2 protein-coding genes and 1 pseudogene are annotated in these 2,860 nt (G+C 68.1%); 2 read left to right on the top strand and 1 reads right to left on the bottom strand.

What is annotated here, in order from left to right; translation table 11 throughout:
- A pseudogene (locus tag OS124_RS27600) lies at positions 1-358 on the top strand (hypothetical protein); the annotation flags it as partial.
- A 4-nt stretch (positions 359-362) separates the two neighbouring features.
- On the opposite strand, the gene OS124_RS0118780 reads toward OS124_RS27600, so the two are convergent.
- Positions 363-809, bottom strand: coding sequence for a MarR family winged helix-turn-helix transcriptional regulator (locus OS124_RS0118780; RefSeq protein ID WP_010141439.1), 447 nt, complete (start codon positions 807-809; stop codon positions 363-365).
- Between the two features lie 167 nt (positions 810-976).
- On the opposite strand from OS124_RS0118780, the gene OS124_RS0118775 reads away from it, so the two are divergent.
- Entirely contained in the window at positions 977-2,830 is a 1,854-nt protein-coding gene (locus OS124_RS0118775) for an FAD-dependent monooxygenase (RefSeq protein ID WP_010141438.1), read from the top strand.
- The last annotated feature ends 30 nt before the right edge of the window (positions 2,831-2,860 follow it).

Genomic DNA, 2,860 nt, shown 5'->3' with positions numbered 1-2,860 from the left:
CGTCGCATTCGAGATCGGGATGCTGGGCATCTCGCTGCTGGTGCTCTGCATGGCCCTGAACGGGCTTGGCAACGGGCTGACGGCGCCCAATGCCGCCAGTGGCGTGATGGCGGTGCGCCCGCACCTGGCCGGCGCCGCCTCGGGGCTGAGTTCCTCGCTGATCCAGCTGGCAGGGGCGCTGACCACCGGCATCGCCGGGGTGTTCCTGGTGCCTGCCCTGGCCATGGAGGTACTGCTGGCCGCCATGCTTTCGGTTGCGATGATCGGGCTGCTGGCCGCCCTCTGGCTGGTGCGCCTCGAGCGGCAGCGCGGCGTCATCCGAACCGATGCGCCCCAGGCCGGGCCGGGGATGGAGTGAGCGCCTAGCCCTCCTGCGGATCTGCCTCCTGCCCCAGGGACTTGGCCAGAAGGCGATGCACCGTGGCGCGTTCCCCGGCATCCAGGTTGGCCAGGATGTCGTCCTGGATCGCGCGCACCTCGGGCAGCAGCGCCTCGACCGCCGCCGCCCCGGCCTCGGTCAGGCGCAGCAGCCGCGCGCGTCGGTCCTGCCGGTTGACCTCGCGCTTCAGCAATCCGCGCTTCTCGAGCCGTTCGACCACGCCGCCGATGGTCGCCCGGTCGTAGGAGATCACCTCGGCCAGGCGCGCCTGGTCCAGCCCCGGCTGACGGTGCAGCATGTAGAGCGCGGCGAACTGGACCGAGGTCAGGTCCTGCCCGCCGACCCGCACCCGGTCGTGAAACAGCCGAGTCGCCCGCTGCTGCAGGCGCCGGACCAGGTGGCCGACCATCTGCTGAACTTCGTTTTCCATCAAGGATAACCTCATAAATATAATCAATATCAGTATGATACATTAAATTGATATGTGGGCAACTTATTTTGGTTGAGCTAGATGGTAAGTGTACTTATCTTCACTGTCGTGAAGAGGGGCGGCGTGGCCGGTCAGCGGACCGCGCCCGACTCCACGTGGAGGATGCGATGCAATTTCATCTGAACGGATTCCGTCCGGGCGATCCGGACCTGTCGCCGGCGGCGGACCGTGCCGTGACGCCGGGAGAGGTCGATGTGCTGATTATCGGCTGCGGCCCGGCGGGTCTGACGCTGGCGGCGCAGCTGGCGCGTTTCGCGCAGATCTCGACCCGCATCGTCGAGCGCAAGCCGGGGCCGATGGAGAAGGGGCAGGCGGACGGTGTCTCCTGCCGCTCGATGGAGATGTTCCAGGCCTTCGGTTTCGCCGAAAAGGTCAAGCGTGAGGCCTATTGGGTCAACGAGACCGTCTTCTGGACCCCTGCCGCCAATGGCATCGCCCGCGCAGGCCGGGTGCAGGATGTCGAGGACGGGCTTTCCGAGATGCCCCATGTGATCCTCAACCAGGCGCGGATCCATGACATGTATCTCGAGGTCATGCGCAAGGCGCCGACCCGTCTGGAACCTGAGTATGACACCGAGTTCGTCTCGCTGGAGGTCGACCGCAGCGACAGCCACCCGGCGCGTGTCACCCTGCGGCGCAGCGGGGCGCTGGAGGTGGTGCGGGCCCGCTACGTGGTGGGCTGTGACGGCGCGCGCAGCGCGGTGCGCAAGTCCATCGGGCGCGCGCTGAAAGGGGCTTCGGCCAATCAGGTCTGGGGCGTCATGGATGTGCTGGTCGATACCGATTTCCCGGATATCCGCTTCAAGGCCGTCATCCAGTCCGAGAGCGCCGGCACGATCCTGGTGATCCCGCGCGAGGGGGGCCACCTGGTGCGGCTCTATGTCGAGCAGGGCACGCTTGGCCCGGATGAGAGGGTGGCGGATCGAAACATCACCGTGGATCAGCTGATCGCCAAGGCGCAGCGCGTGCTGGCGCCCTATCGCTTCGAGGTGCGGGACGTGGCCTGGTGGTCGGCCTACCAGATCGGCCAGCGCCTGACGGACAGGTTCGACGATGCCGAGGGCACAGAGCTGCCGGTGGTCTTCATCGCCGGGGATGCCTGCCACACCCACAGCCCCAAGGCGGGGCAGGGGATGAATGTCTCTATGGGCGATGCCTTCAACCTGGGCTGGAAGCTGAAGGTGGTCCTGCTGGGCGAAGCGGATCCCGAGCTGCTGCACAGCTACTCGGCCGAGCGTCAGGCCGTGGCGCAGGAGCTGATCGACTTTGACCGCCACTGGGCGCAGGCGATCAAGGAGCACGGTGAGGAGACGGGGGACGACATGCCCCCGGTGCAACGCCAGTTCCTGCGGCAGGGGCGCTATACGGCGGGGGTCGCGGTGCAGTACCGGGCTTCGGTGCTGACCGGCGAGGCCGAGTGGCAGCATCTGGCGCAGGGCTTCGAGATCGGCACCCGGCTGCATTCCGCGCCGGTGGTGCGGCTGGCCGATGCGAAGCCGATGGAGCTGGGCGAGGTCATCGAGGCCGACGCCCGCTTCCGCCTGATCGCCATCGCACCCGCAGCCGATCCGCTGGCCCCCGGGGCTGCGCTGTCCGAACTCTGCCGGTTCCTCGCGGAAGACCCGGCCTCTCCGATCCTGCGCTACACGCGCGGGGGCGCGGATATCGACGCGCGGATCGACCTGCGCGCGGTCCTGCCCGCCACCTGCCGGGGCATGGATGTGACCGATCTGCCCGCCCTGCTGCTGCCAAGGAAGGGCCGCTTCGCCCTGCCGGATTACGAGAAGGTCTTCTGCGTCGATGCTGCGCCGGGGCGGGATCTCCATGCCCTGCGCGGCGTGGACCGGCAGCGCGGCGCGCTGCTGGTGGTGCGCCCCGACCAGTATGTCGGCCATGTGCTGCCGCTGGAGGGCCACGCAGAGCTGGCGCGGTATTTCGACGGCTTCATGCGGCGGGGCTGAGGCCCCGCCAGCGCAGCGGCCTCACGCGCG

Source organism: Oceanicola sp. S124, from assembly GCF_000220565.1.
Classification (GTDB): domain Bacteria; phylum Pseudomonadota; class Alphaproteobacteria; order Rhodobacterales; family Rhodobacteraceae; genus Pseudooceanicola.
This window is presented reverse-complemented; position numbering and strand designations above follow the sequence as displayed.

Coding starts and splice junctions, on each gene's coding strand:
- OS124_RS0118780 (WP_010141439.1), bottom strand. CDS start 809: ATGGAAAACGAAGTTCAGCAGATGGTCGGCCACCTGGTCCGGCGCCTG.
- OS124_RS0118775 (WP_010141438.1), top strand. CDS start 977: ATGCAATTTCATCTGAACGGATTCCGTCCGGGCGATCCGGACCTGTCG.